The organism is Mesorhizobium sp. BR1-1-2, assembly GCF_020165435.1.
In the GTDB taxonomy this organism is placed as follows: domain Bacteria; phylum Pseudomonadota; class Alphaproteobacteria; order Rhizobiales; family Rhizobiaceae; genus Mesorhizobium.
In genome coordinates this window covers 386,404-405,211 of record NZ_JAIUID010000003.1, presented here as the reverse complement: position 1 = coordinate 405,211, position 18,808 = coordinate 386,404, and the positions used below count along the sequence as shown (strand labels likewise).

General features: G+C 64.5%; 18 protein-coding genes. 9 read left to right on the top strand and 9 right to left on the bottom strand.

Annotation, left to right across the window (positions count from 1 at the left end):
- Positions 1–7 precede the first annotated feature (7 nt).
- On the bottom strand, positions 8–1,369 hold the full coding sequence (locus LB551_RS08490; protein ID WP_224658864.1) for a cytochrome ubiquinol oxidase subunit I: 1,362 nt from the start codon (positions 1,367–1,369) through the stop codon (positions 8–10).
- A gap of 363 nt (positions 1,370–1,732) precedes the next feature.
- On the opposite strand from LB551_RS08490, the gene LB551_RS08485 reads away from it, so the two are divergent.
- Both LB551_RS08485 and LB551_RS08480 read left to right on the top strand, forming a co-directional pair.
- The gene (locus LB551_RS08485; RefSeq protein ID WP_224625324.1) at positions 1,733–2,659 is read left to right on the top strand and encodes an ABC transporter ATP-binding protein; all 927 of its coding nucleotides are present in this window, start codon (positions 1,733–1,735) and stop codon (positions 2,657–2,659) included.
- Positions 2,656–3,417 carry an ABC transporter permease gene (locus tag LB551_RS08480; protein ID WP_140551751.1) on the top strand — a complete coding sequence of 254 codons (762 nt, stop codon included), beginning with the start codon at positions 2,656–2,658 and terminating at the stop codon, positions 3,415–3,417. The genes LB551_RS08485 and LB551_RS08480 overlap by 4 nt, the downstream gene beginning before the upstream one ends.
- A gap of 155 nt (positions 3,418–3,572) precedes the next feature.
- On the opposite strand, the gene LB551_RS08475 is transcribed toward LB551_RS08480, so the two are convergent.
- Entirely contained in the window at positions 3,573–4,610 is a 1,038-nt protein-coding gene (locus LB551_RS08475) for a phosphatidylglycerol lysyltransferase domain-containing protein (RefSeq protein ID WP_224625325.1), read from the bottom strand.
- A 330-nt stretch (positions 4,611–4,940) separates the two neighbouring features.
- Between LB551_RS08475 and LB551_RS08470 the strand changes: the two genes are divergently transcribed.
- A complete protein-coding gene (locus LB551_RS08470; protein ID WP_224625326.1) occupies positions 4,941–6,122 on the top strand; it encodes a flavin-containing monooxygenase in 1,182 nt (393 codons plus the stop codon).
- Between the two features lie 59 nt (positions 6,123–6,181).
- Here LB551_RS08470 and LB551_RS08465 read toward each other — a convergent pair whose 3' ends face one another.
- Positions 6,182–8,185, bottom strand: a complete 2,004-nt coding sequence (locus LB551_RS08465) for a PhoX family protein (protein ID WP_224625327.1) — start codon at positions 8,183–8,185, stop codon at positions 6,182–6,184.
- 287 nt (positions 8,186–8,472) lie between these two features.
- Between LB551_RS08465 and LB551_RS08460 the strand changes: the two genes are divergently transcribed.
- Positions 8,473–8,967, top strand: coding sequence for a hypothetical protein (locus LB551_RS08460; protein ID WP_224625328.1), 495 nt, complete (start codon positions 8,473–8,475; stop codon positions 8,965–8,967).
- A gap of 188 nt (positions 8,968–9,155) precedes the next feature.
- Here the strand turns inward: LB551_RS08460 and LB551_RS08455 are convergent, their stop codons facing one another.
- Both LB551_RS08455 and LB551_RS08450 read right to left on the bottom strand, forming a co-directional pair.
- Positions 9,156–9,812, bottom strand: a complete 657-nt coding sequence (locus LB551_RS08455) for a response regulator (protein ID WP_140491751.1) — start codon at positions 9,810–9,812, stop codon at positions 9,156–9,158.
- Positions 9,809–11,200, bottom strand: coding sequence for a sensor histidine kinase (locus LB551_RS08450; protein WP_140551757.1), 1,392 nt, complete (start codon positions 11,198–11,200; stop codon positions 9,809–9,811). Before LB551_RS08450 ends, LB551_RS08455 begins: the two co-directional genes overlap by 4 nt.
- Positions 11,201–11,360: 160 nt before the next feature.
- Here LB551_RS08450 and LB551_RS08445 point away from each other — a divergent pair, with 160 nt between their 5' ends.
- From LB551_RS08445 to LB551_RS08430, 4 genes are all read left to right on the top strand, one after another.
- On the top strand, positions 11,361–11,699 hold the full coding sequence (locus LB551_RS08445) for a hypothetical protein (RefSeq protein WP_140493450.1): 339 nt from the start codon (positions 11,361–11,363) through the stop codon (positions 11,697–11,699).
- A 31-nt stretch (positions 11,700–11,730) separates the two neighbouring features.
- Complete coding sequence (locus tag LB551_RS08440; RefSeq protein WP_224658863.1) at positions 11,731–12,432, top strand: phosphatase PAP2 family protein; 702 nt, start codon at positions 11,731–11,733, stop codon at positions 12,430–12,432.
- 291 nt (positions 12,433–12,723) lie between these two features.
- Entirely contained in the window at positions 12,724–13,002 is a 279-nt protein-coding gene (locus LB551_RS08435) for a helix-turn-helix domain-containing protein (RefSeq protein WP_140491757.1), read from the top strand.
- Positions 13,003–13,069: 67 nt separating this feature from the next.
- The gene (locus tag LB551_RS08430; RefSeq protein WP_224658862.1) at positions 13,070–14,803 is read left to right on the top strand and encodes a SulP family inorganic anion transporter; all 1,734 of its coding nucleotides are present in this window, start codon (positions 13,070–13,072) and stop codon (positions 14,801–14,803) included.
- A 39-nt stretch (positions 14,804–14,842) separates the two neighbouring features.
- Here LB551_RS08430 and LB551_RS08425 read toward each other — a convergent pair whose 3' ends face one another.
- Both LB551_RS08425 and LB551_RS08420 read right to left on the bottom strand, forming a co-directional pair.
- Positions 14,843–15,448: a DNA-3-methyladenine glycosylase gene (locus LB551_RS08425; RefSeq protein WP_411970936.1), complete on the bottom strand. Its 606-nt coding sequence runs from the start codon at positions 15,446–15,448 to the stop codon at positions 14,843–14,845.
- Between the two features lie 73 nt (positions 15,449–15,521).
- Positions 15,522–16,382: an SMP-30/gluconolactonase/LRE family protein gene (locus LB551_RS08420; RefSeq protein WP_224658861.1), complete on the bottom strand. Its 861-nt coding sequence runs from the start codon at positions 16,380–16,382 to the stop codon at positions 15,522–15,524.
- 114 nt (positions 16,383–16,496) lie between these two features.
- On the opposite strand from LB551_RS08420, the gene LB551_RS08415 reads away from it, so the two are divergent.
- Positions 16,497–17,300: a helix-turn-helix domain-containing protein gene (locus tag LB551_RS08415; RefSeq protein ID WP_224625333.1), complete on the top strand. Its 804-nt coding sequence runs from the start codon at positions 16,497–16,499 to the stop codon at positions 17,298–17,300.
- Between the two features lie 21 nt (positions 17,301–17,321).
- Here LB551_RS08415 and LB551_RS08410 read toward each other — a convergent pair whose 3' ends face one another.
- Together LB551_RS08410 and LB551_RS08405 are read right to left on the bottom strand one after the other, a co-directional pair.
- Entirely contained in the window at positions 17,322–18,260 is a 939-nt protein-coding gene (locus tag LB551_RS08410; protein ID WP_224658860.1) for a CHAD domain-containing protein, read from the bottom strand.
- Entirely contained in the window at positions 18,257–18,730 is a 474-nt protein-coding gene (locus LB551_RS08405; RefSeq protein WP_224658858.1) for a CYTH domain-containing protein, read from the bottom strand. Before LB551_RS08405 ends, LB551_RS08410 begins: the two co-directional genes overlap by 4 nt.
- Between the last annotated feature and the right edge of the window lie 78 nt (positions 18,731–18,808).

The window sequence follows — 18,808 nt, the reverse complement described above, 5'->3', positions numbered from 1 at the left end:
CTCTCTCCTACTCGCCAGCCGCCGGCTGCGACATCGGCCTGTTGAGCACGCCCGGCAGCGGCGATGTGTCACCGTCCTTGGCCGCCTTCAGCGCCAGATGGACCAGCACGCCGAGATAGGCGATCAGCAACAGCACATAGAGAACGAGATAGACGGCCAGCGTCAGCGCCACATGGCCGCCGGCCACCGGGCCGACGGCGTCGGCGGTCCGCAGCACGCCCGTCACCAGCCAGGGCTGGCGGCCGATCTCCGTAGTATACCAGCCGGCGAGCGTCGCCACCCAGCCGGAAATGGTCATCGGCACCATGAGCAGCGCCAGCGACCTCGGCAGGCTGTGGCGGCGCTTGAGGAAGAAGGCGGCCGACCAGGAGACGGCGAGCATCAACAGGCCGGTGCCGACCATGACGCGAAAACCCCAGAACACCGGGAAGACCGGCGGGTGGTTGCCGGGATAGTCGTTGAGCCCCGGCACCACGCCCCTGGCGCTGTGCCGCAGGATCCAGCTTGCCCCGTCGGGAATGGTCACCTCGAACCTGTTTTCCCTGGCCGCTTCATCGGGAATGGCAAACAGCACCAGCGGCACGTTGGGGCCGGTGTTCCAGTTGGCCTCCATGGCGGCGATCTTCTGCGGCTGGTGCTCGAGCGTGTTCAGGCCGTGCTGGTCGCCGGCAAGGATCTGGACGGGGATGAGGATAGCGGCGGTGAAGACGCCGGTGCGCAACGCCTTCCACATCGATTCCGAGCGGTCGCCCTTGAGGTAGCGCAGCGCCGACAGGCCGGCGATCAGGAACGACACCGTCAGGCCGGAGGCGAGCAGCATATGGACGAGCCGGTAGGGCATGGAGGGGTTGAAGAGGATCGCCCACCAGTCGACGGCATGGGCGACGCCGTCGCGCATCTCGAAGCCGACCGGCGTCTGCATCCACGAGTTCAGCGCGATGATCCAGAAGGCCGACACGGTGGTGCCGCCGGCGACCAGCACGGTCGCCAGCGTGTGGATGCGGTTGGAAACGCGGCGGAAGCCGAACAGCATGATGCCGAGGAAGGCCGCCTCGAGGAAAAAGGCGGTGAGGATCTCGTAGGCCAGCAGCGGCCCGGCGATGTTGCCGACCGTTTCCATGTAGCCCGGCCAGTTGGTGCCGAACTGGAAGCTCATGGTGACGCCGGAAACCACGCCCATGGCGAAGGACAGCGCGAACACCTTCACCCAGGTGAAATAGGCGCGCATCCAGGCCGAATCATTGGTCGCGTTGTAGCGGAGCTTGAAGAAAAGCAGCACCCAGCCGAGTGCGATGGTGATGGCTGGAAACAGAATATGAAACGAAATATTCGCACCGAACTGGATGCGCGAAAGGATGAGCGGGTCCATGGCGGGCTCCGGCTGCTTCTAATGGGCGGAGAATAGGCTTGTAGGGCCGGCCGGTCAAAGCGGCGTCCCGCCGCGAGGCGGAACGCCGCAGCGCCAAGCCAAGATGACGCAGCACCGGGCCTGCCGCGCTTCGCGAGCAGTCCCATCCCACTGTCGGACGTCGAACAGGCATGGGCCCGGGACGACCGCACCGTGTTTACCTTGGAGGGGCGGCACGCCCGATCTCGGCCTGTCTCTTCATCCGCGGGAATGGCCTGTCTGCAACGAGTGTCGAGAATTGTCAGCAACTTCATTGACTTCCGGTTGCATGCGGCGACATTCGGCCTATATCTGGGGTCCTCTTTCAAGCAGCCGTTTTCAGCCATGCAGCCTGTCATATCCATTTCCGGGGTCACCAAGACCTATGCCACCGGCTTCAAGGCGCTGAAGGAAATCAATCTCGACATCGAGCGCGGCGAGATCTTCGCGCTGCTTGGCCCCAACGGCGCCGGCAAGACGACGCTGATTTCGATCGTCTGCGGCATCGTCAACCGTTCGTCTGGCAGCGTCACGGTGGACGGCCACGACATCACCAAAGACTATCGCGCCGCGCGCGGCCTGATCGGGCTGGTGCCGCAGGAGCTGACCATCGATGCCTTCGAGAGCGTCTGGGCGACGGTCAACTACAGCCGCGGCCTGTTCGGCAAGCCGGCGAACCATGCCTTTGTCGAGAAGGTGCTGCGGGATCTGTCGCTATGGGACAAGAAGGACGCCAAGGCGATCACGCTTTCGGGCGGCATGAAGCGGCGGCTGATGATCGCCAAGGCGCTGTCGCACGAACCGCGCGTGCTGTTCCTCGACGAGCCGACGGCGGGCGTCGACGTCGAGCTGCGCCAGGACATGTGGGCGATGGTGCGGCGGCTGCGCGAGGACGGCGTCACCATCATCCTCACCACTCACTATATCGAGGAAGCCGAGGCGATGGCCGACCGCGTCGGCGTCATCAACCGCGGCGAGATCATCCTGGTCGAGGGCAAGGCCGAACTGATGCGCAAGCTCGGCCGCAAGCGCTTGGTGATGGAACTGCGCAGCCCGCTCGGCGCCATTCCGGACGCCTTCTCGCACTACGCCCTGGAACTGTCGCCGGATGGCGGGCAGATCACCTACACCTATGACAACCAGAGCGACCGGCCGGGCGTGGCATCGCTGATCCGCGATCTCGAGGCCGCCGGCATCCAGTTCCGCGACCTGGACACGCAGAACAGCTCGCTGGAGGAGATCTTCGTCAATCTTCTGAGGCAAGAGCCATGAACCTGCGCGCGGTATGGGCGATCTACCGGGTGGAGATGGCGCGCGCGCTGCGCACTGTTTTGCAGAGCATCGTCTCGCCCGTGCTGTCGACGTCGCTCTATTTCGTCGTCTTCGGATCGGCCATCGGTTCGCGCATCACCGAGATCGACGGCATCAGCTACGGCGCCTTCATCGTGCCGGGGCTGATCATGCTGTCGCTTCTGACGCAGTCGATCTCCAACGCCTCCTTCGCCATCTACTTCCCGAAATTCGTCGGCTCGATCTACGAGCTGTTGTCGGCCCCGGTCTCCTATCTCGAGATCGTCCTCGCCTATGTCGGGGGCGCCGCCACCAAGTCGATCATCCTCGGCCTGATCATCCTGGCGACGGCCTCGCTGTTCGTGCCGCTCTCCATCCAGCATCCGTTCTGGATGCTGGCCTTCCTGGTGCTGACGGCGGTGACCTTCAGCCTGTTCGGCTTCATCATCGGCATCTGGGCCAGGAGCTTCGAGCAGTTGCAACTGGTGCCGCTGCTGATCATCACGCCGCTGACCTTCCTCGGCGGCAGCTTCTATTCCATCAACATGCTGCCGGGCGCCTGGCGCACGGTGACGCTGTTCAATCCGGTCGTCTACCTGATCAGCGGCTTCCGTTGGAGCTTTTTCGGAAAATCGGACGTTTCGGTCGGCATCAGCCTCGGCATGACCGTGGTTTTTCTGCTGATCTGCGTGGCGACCGTCGCCTGGATCTTCAAGACCGGCTATCGGCTGAGGAACTGACGGGCGAAGACCTGCCAAGTCGCGGCCGCATCTAGAGCAATTTCAGCAAAAGTGTATACGGTTTTCCCGGGAAAAGCGCGTAGCGCTTTCCCTTGGGAGTTGCGTCAAAACAAAGAGTTAGAGCGGTTCTCCGTTTCCGTGAACGGTGAACTGCCCTAGATCGCCTTGACCAGCCGCAGCAGGCCCAGCATCTCCATGTATGTTCCCTTGCGGAAGGCGACGTAGACCGGCTCCTCGATGCCGTGGAAACGGCGCTTGAACGCCGCCTGCCCCTGCAGGTTGAAGCGGCGGCGGTTGACCCAGGGCGAATCATAGGCGCGCTGGAAGGCGTTGCGCCAGAAATCGCTTTCGGCAAATCCACTGGGGCCGACGTCGACCAGCGGCGACAGCCCGAGCGTGACGACCGAAATGCCTTCCTCGCGAAAGCGGTCGACGGCGAATTTGGTCAGGCCGACCTCCGCATGGGGCGAGGCGTCGATGTGCTTGCGCTTGAAGGCGGTGGTGTAGCCGATGACCTTGCCGCCGCGAAACAGCGGATCGAAGTCGAGCAGGGCGACCAGTTCGCCATCGGGGCCGTGCAGCACGAAGCGGCGCATGTCGACGCCCACATGGTCGGCGAAGTGCCGGTTGAGGAAGCCCATCTCCCAACGCTTGACGATGCGGTCACCGCGCCAATTCGCCGAAAGCCGGGAGATCTCGTCGAGAAAGATCGTCCGCTTGTCCTCGGCGAAGGAAAAGCCCTTTTTCAACAGCCAGCGCTCGGAGTAGCGCACGGTTTCGTTGCGCTTGCCGGAAAAATCGTGTTCGGGCAGCGGCAGCCGGGTGTCGATGCCCAGCCGGTTGACCTTGTAGCCGAGCCCGGCCAGCACCCGCGCCGACTGTCCGCCGATCTGCACGAACCAGGGGCTGCCGGCGGTCTCGACGAAGCGCCTGATGTAGTCGGCCCGATGGGCCGGATCGGCGACCGGGTCGCCGAGCGCGAAATGATGCTTCATCTTGGTGCCGAAGGCGATGTAACCGTCGGCGTCGCCGAAATAGGAGAGCCTGCCTTGCACGGCGGAGGAGTAGGCAAGCGAGAAGTCGCCATGGCGGCGCACCAGCGCCAGCCGTTCGGCATGGGTGAACGCCTGGCGCTCGACCTTGGGCGAGGCACGCTCGAGGATTTTGTCGAGATAGATCCGCAAGGAGGGCATGGGTCGAGATTCCGCGTGCATCTGCGGCGCGCACCCGGGTACGCTATACGCCGTGGCGCCTTGATTTTGCACAGGAAGCCGAAAAAAGCATTTCGAGGACTTCGGATTCCTGTACCTGTAACAGAGATCCGCCAGCCCCCGGATCTCGAATCAATCACATTGCCGCGACCTGATTATCGCCGATCTCGCGTATATGCCATATAGGACGCAACCGCGGTGCGGCGCATGGCCTCGAAATCCGGGGCCGATCTGCTGTATGGATCATGCGCGGGAGGGCGTCCTGCCGGCGTCGGCGGAAGCGCCACAAGGTGGAATGGGGTTCGTGATCGAATGGCAGATACGACAATCAGACCGGCAGCGCACCAGACGGTAACCATCGAACCGGCGATCGTCATCGGGGCCGGCGCCGCCGGTCTTGCGGCAGCGCAGGCGCTGATCAAGGCCGGCGTGGCGACGGTGATCCTGGAAAAGGAGCGCCGGTTGGCCGAGCCGTGGCATCGGCGTCACCAGCAACTGCGCCTCAATACGCACCGCGATCTTTCGGGACTTCCCGGCCTTGCCTATCCGAAGGGCACGCTCGCCTTCCCCCACAGAGCCGCCGTCATCCGCTATCTCAACGATTTCAGCGAGGCGAACCGGCTGCCGGTGGAGCTCGGCGTCGCCGTCGAGACGGTCCTGTTCAAGGGCGATCACTGGGCGATAGCGACCAGCGCCGGGATGCGCCTGGCGCGCCACGTCGTGATCGCCACCGGCCGCGACAGACAGCCGTTCATCCCCGAATGGAACGGAATGCGGGATTTCGCCGGCCACATCATCCATTCGGCGGATTTCGGCGACGCGAAGGACTATGCCGGCAAGAAGGTGCTGGTCGTCGGAGCCGGCAACTCGGGTATAGACGCGCTCAACCACCTGGCTCAGGCAGGCGCCGCCTCGCTGTGGCTGTCGGCCCGCAATGGTCCGTCGGTCCTGCCCAAGCGCATCGGCAAGATCGCCGTGCACCGGCTGTCGCCGCTGATGGCGCGGTTGCCTTTGCGGGTCGCCGATGCGGTGATCGCCTTGACGCAGCGCCTTGTTTTCGGCGACCTGACGAAATTCGGCGTGCCGCCGGCACCGGTGGGCGGCGCCAGCCGCCTGACCACCGACTACACCGCGATAGCCGCCGACGAGGGCGCGATCGACGCCATCCGCTCGGGCAGGATCACCGTCGTGCCGGGAGTGCGGGAATTCACCCGCGACGGCGTCATCCTGGCCAATGGCAGCCTGATCGATCCCGACATCGTCATTGCCGCGACGGGCTACCGCACCGGGCTTGAGCAGATGGTCGGCGATCTCGGCGTGCTCGACGGCAAGGGCGTTCCGCTCTTCAACGGCGGCGATGTCGATCCGAAACTGCCTGGCCTCTGGTTCACCGGCATGCGGCCGAGCATCCGCGGCTGCTTCGCCAACGCGGCCATCCAGGCCAAGGCGATCGCCGAGCGGATTGCCCGGCGGATCGCCAATTCCGGCCCCTGAAACGTGCTGGAGGTTCGTTTTATGCGTCGGACGGAAACCCACTTTCCCGGAATTGCCCTCTAAATCGCGATCTTGCCGCCGCCTTGCCTGGTAATGGCGACGACCGCCGGCCGCACCGGCATGTCCGGCTTGAAATCGGGCCAGCGCGTCGACGGATCCTCATAATAGGACGGGCGGCCGAACGCCTCCCAATCCTCGCCGCCGTCGCCCGGATGCTGGACGGCGACGAAGGCGGTCTGATCGTCGGGCGCAAACAGCGGCCCGCACATTTCGGCGCCGATCGGCACGCGGAAGAACAGTTTTGACGTCGCGCGCGCCGGCCCTTCGGTGTCGACCGCCCACAGGCCGTCGGTGCGGCCTGTGGCCTTCGGGCCCTGGCCGTCGGTGGCGACCCACAGGCGCCCGGCCGAATCGACCGCGCAATTGTCGGGCATGCCGAACCAGCCATTGGCCGTGGTGGCGGTGGAGAAGGTGGCGCCGACATCGGCAACCGCCGGATCGCCGCACTTCAGGAGCACTTCCCATTTGCCCTTGGTGCCGGCGAAATCGCCGCCATCCTCCGATATCTCGATGATGTGGCCGAAGGCGTTGTCGGCGCGCGGGTTGGCGGCGTCGACCTGGTCGGCTTGGCGCTTGGAATTGTTGGTCAGCATGACATAGACCTTCCCGTTGACACCATTGGGCTGGATGTCCTCGGGACGGTCCATCTTGGTAGCGCCGAGCAGGTCGGCGGCACGCCGCGTCTCGATCAGCACGTCGGCCTGGCCGGCAAAGCCGTTCTGCGCCGTCAGCGGACCGTGGCCGAAGACGATCGGCAGCCATTCCACGGTACCGTCGGCGGCGAATTTGGCGACATGCAGCGTGCCGTCGTCGAGCAGGTTCATGTTGGCGGCACGGTCGTCCGGATTGAAACGGCCCGCGGTGACGAATTTGTAGACATAGTCGAAGCGCTCGTCATCGCCGAGATAGAAGACGACGCGCCCATCCTTGGCGACGATCGATTCGGCGCCTTCATGCTTGAAGCGGCCCATCGCGGTGCGCTTCCTCGGCGTGGATGCCGGATCGTTGACGTCGACCTCGACGATCCAGCCGAAACGGTTGGGCTCATTCGGCTCCTTGGCGAGGTCGAAGCGGTCGTAATGCGCGCCCCATTCATAGGCCCCTTCCGGAATGCCGAGGCGCTTGTAATTGGCGGCTTCCTTATGGCCTTCCGGCAGTTCGCCGGAGAAATAGCCGTGGATGTTCTCCTCGGCCATGACATAGGTGCCCCAGGGTGTGACGCCGCCGGCGCAGTTGTTGAATGTGCCGATGACCTTGGTGCCGGATGGGTCGGCATTGGTCTTGACACGGTCATGACCGGCGACCGGGCCTGACAGCGCCATTTCGGTGTTGGAGGTGATGCGGCGGTTCAACTTGCCGTCGCGCACCACCTGCCACTTGCCGCCTTCCTTGCGGATCTCGACGATGGTGCCGCCATGTGCCGCCATCTCGACGTCGACCTGCTCCTTCGAGAGCGGTGCGAGTTCGGCCGCTTTCTTGCCGTCCTTCTCGACGATCTTGACGATGCCCGGGAACATCAGATGCGGATTGGTGTATTCGTGGTTGACGACCAGCAGGCCATGCTCGGCGGAGCCATCGATCCCGATATAGCCGACATAGTCGTTGTTGTAGCCGAATTGTCTTGCCTGGGCCTCAGCCGACTGTCTGGCCGGGTCGAACTCCGGCGAATCGGCAAACAGCGGATCGCCCCAGCGCAACAGCACGTCGGCATCGTAGCCCGGCGCGACATGGTGCTTGTCGTCGATACCGGCTTCGAGTTCGTCGAACGAAAAGGCCGAACCCTCGGCGGCACGCGCATCGTCGGCGGCCACGAGCGCCAACGGGCCGACGGTGGCGGCGATGGCCGAGACGGCCAGCGAACCTTTGAGGAAGGCACGGCGGGAGAACCGCTCGGCGATGATTTCGCCCATGGTGCTGTTGTCGGTGGGGTTGGGCGCCGGACCTTCATTTTCCTCAAGCAGGCTGGTGCGGAATCTGGCGTCGGGCGAGCGATGGTCGGTCATGGGTCTGCCTCTGGCTTCCTGGATGGCTGGAGCGTGTCACGCGTTTCGACCCCTTATAGACGATCGGTCACACTTTCGTGACATTCGTGCACCCGCCAGCTTGACCGCGAACCTCGCGCCACATCCGGTTTGAAGCTCGGACTAAGGTCCTAGACCGATCGGGGCGAAGGTCCGGATTGCCGCGGCATCGGTCGTGGGCCACTTACACGAACACGCCATGTCGCCGATGGTCGCGTACCTGCACGAGATGGCCTCTGAATTTGCCGGTCCGATCAAGTGAGGGACTGATGCGCAGCTCGATCATGGCTCATTGTTGCTGGCTGACCCTGAGAGCAGTGCCGGCACTGGCGCTGACCATAGCCCCCTATCACCTCGATTTTCACGGTTCCACCGCAGGCATTGCCGCGTCCGGCGCCCAGGCCGCACCTGGTGGGAACGGCGGCAATGGCGGGAATGGGGGTAACGGAAATGGTGGGGGCGGGAATAGCGGCGGCGGCAACAATGGCAACGCCGGTGGCAACAATGGCAACGCCGGCGGTAACGTGAACAATGGCGGCGGCAACAGTGGCAAGGGGAACGGTGCCAACAGCTCCGGCAAGCATGTGAACGCAACAACCGGCGATCGTGTCGAAATAGACGACAACAAGATCGTGGTGCAGCACCCTAACGGCTTCGGCGAAGAGATCGAGAAGGGTCGCTTCAAAATGACCGACGCGCTGGGACGCACGATCGTCGAGCGCCCTGCGACGGCGGCGGATATAAGCCGCCTCAAGGGGTTGTAGAGCGGGCAATAGGCATCGCCCGCTTTACGTGTCACCTCCGCCGCCCCCCGGCGGAGGTGACCTTGTCGCTCCGGCCCCGTATAGGGGCCGTCTTTTTTTGCCCTGGAGCGTTCCGCTGCACCGCGCTTCAGGTTTTCATTTATGCGTGTCGCTATCCCAAACCAGGGATCCCTTGCGGGCGACCAGGATTAGCTGCCGGCCCGATCCCGCGCTTCGCGCATCAGCAGCGCCGCCTCGGTGCGATTGCGCACGTTGAGCTTGGACAGCACACCGGTCATATGATGCTTGACCGTTTTTTCCTGCAGCGCCAGCCGCAGCGCCACTTCCTTGTTGCTCAGCCCTTCCGCCACCAGCTGCAGGATCTCGGCCTCGCGTCCGGTGAGCTGACGCAGGCGGTCCGTCCTGCCGTTGGCCGGCTGCAGCGATTGCAGGTCCGAAAGCAGGCGGGCCGACAGGGTCGGCGACACATAGGTTTCGCCGGCCGCGACACCATGCAGGATTTCGGCCAGCATGCGCGAGCCGACCCCCTTCAGCACATAGCCGCGCACACCGGCGTTCAGCGCCCGCGCCACGTCGGCATTGGCCTCCGAGACCGTCAGCATGACGATCTTCTGTCCGGGATTGGCACCCAGTATGCCGGCCACCGACGCAAGACCGTCACCCGGCATGCTGATGTCGAGCAGCAGTATGTCGGGCTGCAAAGTCGAGGCGATGCGTTCGGCATCCTGCGCCGTGGCACCCTGGGCCACCATTTCGAAGCCGCCGATCTCCGACAGGCTGCGGGTAACGCCTTCGCGAAACAGGGGGTGGTCGTCGACAATGGCGACACGGATGGTACCGATCATGGTTGATCCTCGACGGCTAGCGTAATCATCAATCGTGTTCCCTGCGGGCCGGTCGTGGTCTCGAACTGGCCACCAATGCTTTCGATGCGCTCCCTGATGCCGGCAAGCCCCAGGCCCTCGGCCCGCCTCGGATCGAATCCGGGCCCGCCGTCCGATACTTCAACGAAGAACTTGCCGCCTGTCATCCCGGCCTTCACCTCCTGATCCTTGCCCTGCCCATGACGGTAGGCGTTGTTCAGCCCCTCCTGGACGAAGCGATAGATGCTGATCTTCTCCGAAGCGCCCAGTTCGGGCAACTGCCTGGATAGGGTCAGCGCCACGGAACTGCGGGTCCTGCGTTGATGCTCGTCGACGGCAAGACGCAGAATGTCGCCGGCCGCGGCCGTTTCTATCTGCGGCAGGACAAGGCCGTTGCAGATGCCGCGGATTTCACGCATCGCATCGTCCAGCGCCATGCGGATCATGGCGATCTCGGCGTTGCGGCTGTCGCTGGAGGCACCCTCGCCGGAAATGGCGGGGCTGTCCAAACGCAGCGCCGCCAGCGCGACGAGCTGAGCCGGCCCGTCATGAAGGTCGGCACCGATGCGACGCAAATATCGTTCATTGAGCGCCGTGGCACGGCGCGACGCCTGCTGGACGCGCAGGCGCAGCGCCCGGTTCTGCGAGACCAGCGCCTGCAGCTCGGAGACCTGGCCCTGCAGAACGCCGCGCTGCTTGTCGATGGTGCGGCTGCCACGTATGACGATCCCCGACAACAGCAGCAGCGCCGCCAGCGTGGCGCCGGCCACGATCAGCCAGCTCGACAGCAAGGCGGAAGCCAGAGCCGCCTGGAAATCGTCGGCGATCTCGTAGAATTCGGTGACGGCGACCACCTCGCCGGACCAGGGTTCGCGGACCGGATTGTAGATTTCCAGCAGCGGCACGCCCGCGGCCCTCTCCTCCTCGTCGTCCTCGTCGCCTAGCTCGTTGAACTCGGCGACGACATTCCCGGCGAAGGCGGCACGCAGGTTGGCGCTCGGGCCGAACTGCCGGCCGATCAAGGCCGTGTCCTTCGAATACAGCACCGTGCCGTCCCGACGCCACAGCTTGAAGGAAAACAGTCGTTTGCCGAGCGCGCCTTGGCCGAGGGTCTCGTCAAGCGCCCGTTTGACGGTGTCATCGAGCTGGCGGTTCGTGCGCAGATCGGGGAGCAGCGGAGCGATCACGCTGTCGACATAAAGGGCAGTCGTGGCCGCCGAATTATGGAGCACGCTTTCGCGGATTTGCGCGGTGACCCAGAAGCCGACCACCAGCATCACCGCAAGCAGCCCAAAACCGCCGGCAATGATGAACTGCAGAGCCAGCGTAAGTCCGTTCCAGCGCCGCGACAAGGTTTCGAGAAATCGCACGACACGCTCCTCGCCCCCACCCGCAGGGGCAGGGCAGTGGCCGCGACTTTGGCGCTTCGGTCCTGCCGACACAAGAGCCTGGTCCCACGGCAGCTGCTTGACGTCCCGACGCGCTTGCGAAACAAGGCACGGACGACCGGGATCAATATCGAGGGGCAGGGTGAGTTTTTCGGGGTTACTTCAGCTCGGTCTTTCGACCGTGATCTTTCTGCTGGCGGCGGCGGCGGCCAAGCAATGGGGGATGGCGCCCAGCCTGGGCAAGATCGTGCTGACGCTTGCGCTCTATTCGCTGGGCAACCTGATCATGCTGCGGCTGATTCGCGAGTTCGGCATGTCGGTGTCGTTCAGCCTGTCGGCCGTCATCCAGCTGGTATCGGTCAATCTGGTGGCTCTGATATTCTTCGGCGAGCGCATCAATACGCTGCAAGCGGCCGGCATCGTGCTGGCGATCGCCGCCGTGGCGCTGATCACGCTCGGACCCTATGTGCAAGGGCGATGACCGGCAAACCATGGTTGCGAAACGAGGTCCGATGAAGACTGCGGCAAAGGCTCTGCTGAGGCGGGTCGAATTCCCGGTGCTGCTGGCCGGCCTTGTGGTCGCCGCCGGCCTTTGGGGCTTCGTGGAATTGATGGAGGTGGCACGGGCCACCACCCCGCACGCCTTCGACGCTGAAATCATGCTTGCCTTCCGCCAGGCGGGCCAACCCGGTATCCCGATCGGCCCGCCATGGATGGAAGGGGCGATGCGCGACATCACCAGCCTCGGCAGCACCAGCGTGCTGGTGCTGATCACGGCGGCGACGATCATCTATCTGCTGTTGATCCACAGGCCCGGGACCGCGCTTCTCATCTTCGTCGCCGTGGCGGGCGGCCAGACGCTGTCGAGCCTGCTGAAGCTCGGCGTCGACCGGCCGCGGCCCGAGCTCGTCTCGCATCTGGTCAACGAGACCTCGCTTTCCTTCCCGAGCGGCCACGCGATGCTGTCGGCGGTGACCTATCTCACATTGGGCTCGCTTGCGGCGCGCTTCCTGCATGGCCGGACGACGAAGATCTATGTTCTGGCCCTCGCCGTGCTGACGACGGTGCTGGTCGGCATCAGCCGCATCTATCTCGGCGTCCATTGGCCGTCGGACGTGCTGGCCGGCTGGTGCGCGGGCTTTGCCTGGGCCATGCTGTGCTGGTTGGCGGCAAGGGTCCTGCAGCGGCGCAGGGTGGTGCGTGACGATGCCTGACGACGCCCGAGCGGGAAGCGGTCAGATCAGCCGGTTGATCAAGTGTCCGCAGCCCGTTAGCAGAAGGACCACCGATATCAGGCATGCCGATGTCGTCAATGTCTTGAAAATGGTCAACCGCGTTATCCCCTGCCCCAGATGGAACACCATAGCTCTCAATGCTCGGGAAGTATCCGAAAAAATGCTCGGCAGCTATGATGATCAAGGGTCAGCCGTGCATCCTGATGCTTGAAACATCATAATGATCATATTATACATCATATCCGCAGACTCAGACGGGGATCCCGGCCGATGATCACTGCCGCGCAGATGCGCGCCGCGAGGGCGCTGGCCGGCATCGATCAGAAGACGCTCGCCGAGCGCGCCGGCGTTTCGCTTCCCACCATCCAGCGTATGGAAGCGAGCGATGGCGTGGTCAGGGGCGTGGTCGATACGCTGATGAAGGTCATCCAGGCCCTCGACGAGGCCGGGGTGGAGCTGATCGGCGAGAATCAACCCAGTGAGCGCGGCGGCCGGGGCGTGCGCCTCAAGCCTGCCGTGCCGCCCAATCCGAAAGCTGAGCCGGCATAAGTCGCGACGGCGACCGCCGACAGTCCTGCCGACGATCCCGCCGCCTTTCAAGTGCGGAAGGCAGTCCATGGACGAGATCGGGCAGACACTCCACAAAACCGCGCGCAAACCGGTCCATGGACCGGCAAAGCCGACTTTTTCCGAACTGTTCACACCGAAACTGGTGACGGTCTGGCGGGAAGGCTACGGGCTCGACCATCTCAGGGCCGATGCCATTGCCGGGCTGACCGTCGCCATCGTCGCCTTGCCGCTGTCGATGGCAATCGCCATCGCATCGGGGGTGACGCCGGAGCGCGGGCTCTACACATCGATCATCGGCGGCTTCATCATTTCGGCGTTCGGCGGCAGCCGTTTCCAGATCGGCGGCCCCGCGGGCGCCTTCATCGTGCTGGTGGCGGCGACGGTCGCGCGGGTCGGCGTGGACGGGCTGTTGCTGGCGACGATGATGGCCGGCATCTTCCTCATCGCCATCGGGTACCTGCGGCTCGGCACTTACATAAAGTTCATTCCCTATCCGGTGACGGTCGGCTTTACCGCCGGTATCGCCGTCATCATCTTCTCGGGCCAGATCGTCGAACTGTTCGGGCTGAAGCTCGCCGGCAAGGAGCCTGGCCCGCTGGTGCCGAAGCTGACGGCGATCGGCGAGGCGGCCGGCACGATCAATCTCGCGGCGACCTTCGTGGCGGTGCTGACAATCGCAACCATCGCTTTCCTGAAGCGCTGGCGGCCGAAATGGCCGGCGATGTTGATCGCCATCGGGCTGGCGTCACTCGCGGTGGCGCTGTTTGCGTTGCCGGCCGAGACGATCGGCACGCGCTTTGGCGGCATCCCGCGCAGCCTGCAATGGCCGGCGCTTCCCCCTGTCAGCCTCGACAGGATGATCGACGTGCTGCCGGACGCCATCGCCTTCGCGTTGCTGGGCGCCATCGAATCCTTGCTGTCGGCCGTCGTCGCCGACGGCATGACCGGCCGCCGCCACCGTTCCAACTGCGAACTGGTGGCGCAAGGCTTCGCCAACATCGCCTCGGCCCTGTTCGGCGGCATCTGCACCACCGGCACCATTGCCCGTACCGCCACCAATGTGCGGGCCGGCGCGCACGGGCCGGTTTCGGGCATGATCCACTCCATGATCCTGCTCGTCCTGATGCTGGTGGCAGCACCGCTCGCCAGCTACATCCCGCTCTCCGCCCTCGCCGGCGTGCTGGCGGTGGTGTGCTGGAACATGTTCGAGAAGCAGGCTTTCGCCACGCTGCTGCGCGCCTCGCGCGGCGATGCCCTCGTACTGATGGCCACCTTCCTGATCGTGGTCTTCCGCGACTTGACCGAAGGCATCGTCGTGGGCTTCGCGCTGGGCTCGATCCTTTTCATCGACCGCATGGCGAAATCCATCGCCGTCGAAGCCGACCAGACCCTGGTGCCGGAGGATGTCGCCGACCGCGAGAGCGTCTATGATTCCAGGGACGCGACCGACGCCGACACCGTCGTATACCGCATCTCCGGCGCGTTCTTCTTCGGCGCCGCTTCGACCGTCGGCGCGGTGCTCGACCGCATCGCCGACCAGCGCAAGAACTTCATCCTCGACTGCTCGGCGGTGCCGTTCTTCGATTCGACCGCGGCCAATGTCATCGAGGGCGCCGCACACAAGGCCAGGCGCGCCGGCGTGCGCTTTGTCATATCGGGCGCTTCGCCGCAGACAAGGCGCACGCTGATCAACCACGGCCTCAAGCGCCCTCTGGTGACCTACGCCGCCTCGATCCGGGCCGCGCGAGCGCAGTTGGAGGGAAAAAGGGCGGCGCAGTAGTTGCATTCTGCTTGCTGTCAACGCGCCGGGAAGCACCTCTCATGGGTTGAGCGATCGCGAACCGCTGACGAACGGACTTCCCCGGACATAAAATCGCAGCAGGCGGTCCGCATCCTTCGAAATGCCGATCCGAACGCCCTGCCCGATTTCGCCGGGGTCGCGGCCATCGCTTGCAAGCCATAGAGGGCCTTCCCGGCAAAGATCGAGCCCGTCGAGCGAACGGTCGATCCGCAACGCCATGGCGAGCCTTCCCGGTCCTCGCGCCAGGTCACGCAGGCGCTCGATGCCGCGATTGAGCCGCATGGTCGGAATGCCGTCGAGCGGCTCGAGTGCCCTGATCAGGACGCCGGTTCCGATTCCGGGCACCTCGCTCGAGACATTCAGCATGTATGATATGCCGTAGGCGAGATAGACATAGGCATGCCCGCGCTCGAGAAACAGCGAGCGGTTGCGCGAGGTCATTCCCCGGTAGCCGTGCCCGGCAGCATCGCCGGCGACATACGCCTCGGTCTCGACGATGCGGCCGCTGGCAATGCCTTCGGGCAATTCCCGCACCACGATCTTGCCGATGAGATAGCGCGCGAGAACGGCCGTATCGTGCGGCAGTTCCGAACGGGCGAGCGGGCGGCGGACGACCATCCTCATGGCGGCTGGTTTTAGATCCGCCCGGCCCATGTGGCAAAGGCTCTCGTAGAGTCGGCGCCGAAAATCTGGCTTCTCAATCGAGCCTCAGCGCCACGATTTCGCCCTCGTTCATCAGCGGGACATAGAGGATCGATTTGCCGTCGGTGCCGATGTCGGCGCTGCCCGGCCTGAAATGCGCCACTGCTTCCGGCGTGCCGCCCTCTCTGTACCGGTAGAGCGTGCCGGTCATGTAGGCCGTGGCGTAGATGCTGTCGCCGATGACGACGACGCCGTCGAGGTCGGCGAATTTTCCCGCGCCGGGCAGCGGCGTCACCGTCTTGCCGGCGAGGTCGACCGCCAGCAGCCCGCCGGGCTCGCCCGTACTGAAATCCGGCTTGATGCCCTTGCCCCACGACGCCACGATCAGCCTGCCGCCATGGGCGAAGATGCCGTTGGGCGAAGCAAGCAGTGCGTCCTTGACGAACGGCACCGGCTTGTCGCCGTCGATGCGGTAGATGGTGTCGGCCAGCATGTCCGTGACATAGACCTTGCCGGAGACATCCGACGTCATGTCGTTCAGGAAGACGGCGTCCTGCACATCGATGCTGGAGATGAGCTTGCCGCTGGCGAGATCGACGACGCGGACCCTTGTGATGTCGGCGACGTAGAGCCTGCCGCCCGAGATCGCCATGCCTTTCGGAGCGTCCATGCCGCCGACCCAGTGACGGGTGATCAGCTTGCCGTCGGAGGATAGCAGCGACAGATAGCCGTTGCCGTCGGCCTCGCCGGGATTGCCGACGATGTTGGAGACAATGATGCGGTTGCCGGCGGCGTCGAAGAGCGCCGATTCCGGTTGCTCGAAACCGGTGGCGCGCCAGGTCTCGCCGGCCTGCGCCGGGAAGGCTAGCGCGATGGCGGCGACCGCGACGGCGACAAGGATGGAGGGGCTCTTCATGACTGGTCTCCTATGATTGGCGGCGCAGAGCTAGCGATTTCGATACTTCCCGGGAAGACCGATCGCTGCTAGTATCGGAAATCGATACGAAACCTTGCAAAAGAGATTCATTCGATGAACGGTCCCATCTTCGAGGCGCTGAAGCGGACATTGAAGGCCAAAGGCCTCACCTATCGCGCGCTTGCCGAACGGATGGGTGTCTCAGAGCCGACGGTGAAGCGCATCTTCCACGAACGCAACTGCAAGCTCGACAGGCTGATGGAGATCTGCGCGGCCGCCGGCGTCGAGCTGGAGAACGTGCTCGGCTCGATGAACAGGGGACCGGGACCGGTCAACCACATCGCGCCGGAGATCGAGCGCAGGCTCGCCGGCCGGCCGGCGCTGCTGTTCGTCTTCGTCATGCTGTCGGAAAAGTTCACGCCGCAGGGCATCATGCGCTCGCAGGGACTGAGCGAGGCCTCGATGTTCCTTTATCTGCGCGACCTCGAGGAACTGGGCCTGGTGGCGCTTGGGCGCGGCCTGTCGGCAAGGCTGCTGGTGGAGACGCCGATCCAGTGGAATTTCGAAGGGCCGCTGAGGCCGTTATTCGAAATGACCAACAAGAATTTCATCGGCTGGGCCATAACCCATATCGAGAACGAGGCGACCTTCGTCAGCTTCTCCAGGCGCATGCGCCCGGAAACGGCCGAGATGGTGCGGCGCGAGGCGGAAGAACTGGCCGACCGAGCCCGGCTGCTTGCCCATCATGACCAGCACACGACGCCGGAGGACGCACTGGTCGGCTACAAATGGACGTTCGCCTTCGGTGCGACGCCGTTTCCCGCAATCATGCCGATCGGCCCGCACCCGCGTGATGCCGGTGCGCGAATGAAGGGCCAGCCCCTCCCGGCGAGCCACCCACGGCCAATGCCGGCATGACCTGCGATGAATGCCGTTGCGTCACCTCGCCGCCAATTCCTCCGCAGGCGGAGCGCCGGCAAGATCGTCGCGCGCCTTGCGGGCCAGCTTCTTCGTTGAGCGCCTGGGACTGTCGCCGAAAAGTTCGGCCGCCTCGGCAAGGCAGGATTTCCTCAGGCTCTTTTCGGAGCGCTTCAGGAGTTTGCCAAGGAGTTTCGTATCCCCGGGCGGCCCAAGCGGCTCGCCGCCGGCATCCAGCATCGCGCGCATGACGAAGACGTCGTGCAGTTCGCCGAGTTGCTCCGCGAGCTTGTCGACCGCCTTGCGACGAGCCTTGATTGGCGTTGGCCACAGGCGGCCGAGCAGCGACAGATGCATGCTGTGGGTCTTTGCCGCCTTGCGCAGGTCGTGGAAATCCTCGGCCTCGCCGCTCGAGGCGGCCTTGTCGAGCGCTTTGCGCGCGCGCCGCAATATGGCGCGGGCGCCCTCGGCCAGTATGTCGGCGGCCCGCTCCGGCTGGTCCGGCAAGGACAGCCTGTCGACGCGTTCGAGGCCCTCCTGGCAGGCGGCGATGGCAGCTTCTATGGCCCCGTCGAGACCGGCGCCGGCATGAAGCGCGTGCTGGCGCATCACCAGGCGATCGCGGGCGGGGCCGAGGCCGTCACCGGCGCTTTGCCCCGGAAAGGCGTTGGCCAGACGGTCGATCGTCTCGATCAAGGCGGTCGCCTCGCGCGGTCCGGCGAGCAATGCCGAGACCTGCCTGTAACACTCATTCTCCGTGCGGCAGAATGTTTCGTCGCCGGAACGGACCAGACGCAACAAGGCGCGCACGCTCTTCAGTCGTTTGCGGGATTTGTGCAGTCCCTGCTCCGGCCTGTCACGCGCCGTGTCGAGATGAGTAAGCGCCTTGCCGATTTCCTCGGCCAGGATACGCCTGACCTCGCCGGTCAGCGGCAGGCGCGGATCGATGCGAAAGCTCATGCGGCGATCTCCGGAATCCCCCCGAGGGCGAGCGACGCGTTGTAGAATTGCTGTTCGCCAGTCACCTCACGGCCGAGCCAGTCTGGCAGCATTTCATCCGGAACATCGTCCGGCGTCTCGAGTTCGGCCACCACAAGCCCCGCCAGCGCGCCGCCAAAGACATCGACTTCATAGAGATAGCCGCCATGCCTAACATGATGACGTGTCTTCTCGATGACACGCCCGATGGCGAAGCCGAGCATCTCCACGGCGTCGGCCAGCGGAATGGGATATTCGAATTCGTCGCGCTCGCGCGCCTTGCTGCCGAATTTCAGCGTCAGCCTGGCCGAGGCGCCGTTGCTGATGCGCACGCGCACCGTGCGCCCCGGCGCGGCGGCGAGATAGAACTGGAGGATGCGGATGTCCGCCTCGACCAGATCCCGCCATGCCGTGCCGGAGACCAGGAACTTGCGCTCGACTTCCTTGCCCATGGCCGCGCACTAAAGCCCGCGCGGGCCGGCATGGCAAGCCATGTCCGCGATCCGATTTGACTTTAATCAATCGATTGA

Bases quoted from the DNA above. Each gene is read 5' to 3' on its own strand.
- LB551_RS08490 (WP_224658864.1), bottom strand. From the start codon at position 1,369: ATGGACCCGCTCATCCTTTCGCGCATCCAGTTCGGTGCGAATATTTCG.
- LB551_RS08485 (WP_224625324.1), top strand. From the start codon at position 1,733: ATGCAGCCTGTCATATCCATTTCCGGGGTCACCAAGACCTATGCCACC.
- LB551_RS08480 (WP_140551751.1), top strand. From the start codon at position 2,656: ATGAACCTGCGCGCGGTATGGGCGATCTACCGGGTGGAGATGGCGCGC.
- LB551_RS08475 (WP_224625325.1), bottom strand. From the start codon at position 4,610: ATGCCCTCCTTGCGGATCTATCTCGACAAAATCCTCGAGCGTGCCTCG.
- LB551_RS08470 (WP_224625326.1), top strand. From the start codon at position 4,941: ATGGCAGATACGACAATCAGACCGGCAGCGCACCAGACGGTAACCATC.
- LB551_RS08465 (WP_224625327.1), bottom strand. From the start codon at position 8,185: ATGACCGACCATCGCTCGCCCGACGCCAGATTCCGCACCAGCCTGCTT.
- LB551_RS08460 (WP_224625328.1), top strand. From the start codon at position 8,473: ATGCGCAGCTCGATCATGGCTCATTGTTGCTGGCTGACCCTGAGAGCA.
- LB551_RS08455 (WP_140491751.1), bottom strand. From the start codon at position 9,812: ATGATCGGTACCATCCGTGTCGCCATTGTCGACGACCACCCCCTGTTT.
- LB551_RS08440 (WP_224658863.1), top strand. From the start codon at position 11,731: ATGAAGACTGCGGCAAAGGCTCTGCTGAGGCGGGTCGAATTCCCGGTG.
- LB551_RS08435 (WP_140491757.1), top strand. From the start codon at position 12,724: ATGATCACTGCCGCGCAGATGCGCGCCGCGAGGGCGCTGGCCGGCATC.
- LB551_RS08430 (WP_224658862.1), top strand. From the start codon at position 13,070: ATGGACGAGATCGGGCAGACACTCCACAAAACCGCGCGCAAACCGGTC.
- LB551_RS08425 (WP_411970936.1), bottom strand. From the start codon at position 15,448: ATGAGGATGGTCGTCCGCCGCCCGCTCGCCCGTTCGGAACTGCCGCAC.
- LB551_RS08420 (WP_224658861.1), bottom strand. From the start codon at position 16,382: ATGAAGAGCCCCTCCATCCTTGTCGCCGTCGCGGTCGCCGCCATCGCG.
- LB551_RS08415 (WP_224625333.1), top strand. From the start codon at position 16,497: ATGAACGGTCCCATCTTCGAGGCGCTGAAGCGGACATTGAAGGCCAAA.
- LB551_RS08410 (WP_224658860.1), bottom strand. From the start codon at position 18,260: ATGAGCTTTCGCATCGATCCGCGCCTGCCGCTGACCGGCGAGGTCAGG.
- LB551_RS08405 (WP_224658858.1), bottom strand. From the start codon at position 18,730: ATGGGCAAGGAAGTCGAGCGCAAGTTCCTGGTCTCCGGCACGGCATGG.